The following is a 1,566-nucleotide window of genomic DNA, read 5'->3' as shown; positions in this document are numbered from 1 at the left end:
AAAGGCAACTTGGCCTCGAGCGCACGCGCACCCGAAGGGCGACGCCGCCGCAGGGGTAAGCCTACGAAGCGGCCGTCCGCTCCTTCGCCAGCCGCACCAGCACGGTCCGCGTCTGGTCGTCGGCGGGGAAGAAGGATTCGATCGCCAGCTCCGACAGCGTCACGTCGAGCGGCGTACCGAAGACGGTGATCGTGCTGATGAAGGACAGCACCTGATCGCCATGCGCGAGCCTGAGCGGATGGACGATGCCGCTTGGCTCGACCGGCGCCGGCCGGCTGCTCCTCAGCCCGGACGGATAGCCGTGCAATTCCTTCTCCAACTCGATCAGCATGGAGTCGCCGGTGGCGTCGTTCTGGTGCTTGAGGCGCTCGAGCAGATGCGCGCGCCATTCCGCGAGGTTGACGATGCGCGGCGCGACGCCACCGGGATGCAGGCTGAGCCTCAGCACATTGACCGGCGGCTTGAGCAGCCACGGCTCCGAGACGTCGGCCAGGAACGGGCCGATCGCCGCGTTGGCGCAAACGAGGTTCCAGTGCCGGTCGACCGCCAGCGCCGGGAAGGGCTCGTGGCCCTTGAGCACCGTCTCGACCGCAGCCATCGCCGGCGCCAGCGTCGTATCGGTCAGCGGCCTTTCGCTGAAGCTCGGCGCGAAGCCGGCCGCGAGCAAAAGCTGGTTGCGCTGGCGTAGAGGAATGGCAAGCTGCTCGGCCAGATGCAGCACCATCTCGCGCGAAGGCTGGGCGCGGCCGCTTTCGACGAAGGAGAGATGCCGCTGCGAGATATCGGCTTCCATGGCGAGGTCGAGCTGGCTCATGCGCCGGCGCGTGCGCCACTCGCGAATGAGGCTGCCGGCGGAGACGTCGGGTGTTGTCATGGGGGATGAGTAGGCCGGCGAGGGGAGTAATTCAATTACCTGAGAGATTATCGCTCCCCTTCTCCCTTGTTGTGGGAGAAGGGGAGGTGCTTCACCCCAACGCCCTCAGTTTCGCCTTCACCTCGAGAAAATCCCGCCACGCCAGCTTCTTGTGTGCAGGCGTGCGAAGCAGATACGCCGGATGCAGCGTCGGCATCGCTGGAATGGCAATGCCCGACTGGGTGGTGTGGACGCGCCAATTGCCGCGCAGGCGCAGGATGCCCTCGGTCGTGTTGAGCAGCGTCTTGGCGGAAGGGCCGCCGAGATTGACCAGCACCTTCGGATTGACCAGCTCGATCTGCCTTTCGATGAACGGGCGGCAGATCTCGGTCTCGTGCGGCGTCGGCGTTCGGTTGCCCGGCGGGCGCCACGGGATGACGTTGGCAATATAGGCCGATGTCCGGTCGAGGCCGATCGCTGCCAGCATGCTGTCGAGCAGCCGTCCGGAGCGGCCGACGAAGGGCAGCCCTTCGAGGTCCTCGTCGCGGCCCGGCGCCTCGCCGACGAGCATCAGGTCGGCATTCGGGTTGCCGTCGGCGAAGACCAGGTTCTTGGCGGTGAATTTGAGATTGCAGCCGTCGAACGCCGCCATCTGCTGGCGCAGTTCGTCAAGCGTCGAGGCGCTCGCCGCCAGCTGCCGCGCGAGCTTGATC

At 66.5% G+C, this 1,566-nt stretch carries 2 protein-coding genes; both read right to left on the bottom strand.

Features of this window, described 5'->3' with window-relative positions; genetic code table 11:
• Window positions 1-61: 61 nt before the first annotated feature.
• Window positions 62-874 carry a helix-turn-helix transcriptional regulator gene (locus EOA79_RS31990; RefSeq protein WP_095823703.1) on the bottom strand — a complete coding sequence of 271 codons (813 nt, stop codon included), beginning with the start codon at window positions 872-874 and terminating at the stop codon, window positions 62-64.
• A 91-nt stretch (window positions 875-965) separates the two neighbouring features.
• The coding region (locus EOA79_RS31985; RefSeq protein ID WP_164894068.1) for a uracil-DNA glycosylase at window positions 966-1,566 on the bottom strand (601 nt) is incomplete at its 5' end.

Origin of the sequence: Mesorhizobium sp. M1A.F.Ca.IN.020.03.2.1 (genome assembly GCF_004023205.1) — a bacterium.
In the GTDB taxonomy this organism is placed as follows: domain Bacteria; phylum Pseudomonadota; class Alphaproteobacteria; order Rhizobiales; family Rhizobiaceae; genus Mesorhizobium.
Note: the sequence above shows the minus strand (reverse complement) of the source record. Positions and strands in the feature narration are given on the sequence as shown.

Excerpts from the sequence above, each read along its gene's own strand:
- EOA79_RS31990 (WP_095823703.1), bottom strand. The coding sequence starts at position 874 with ATGACAACACCCGACGTCTCCGCCGGCAGCCTCATTCGCGAGTGGCGC.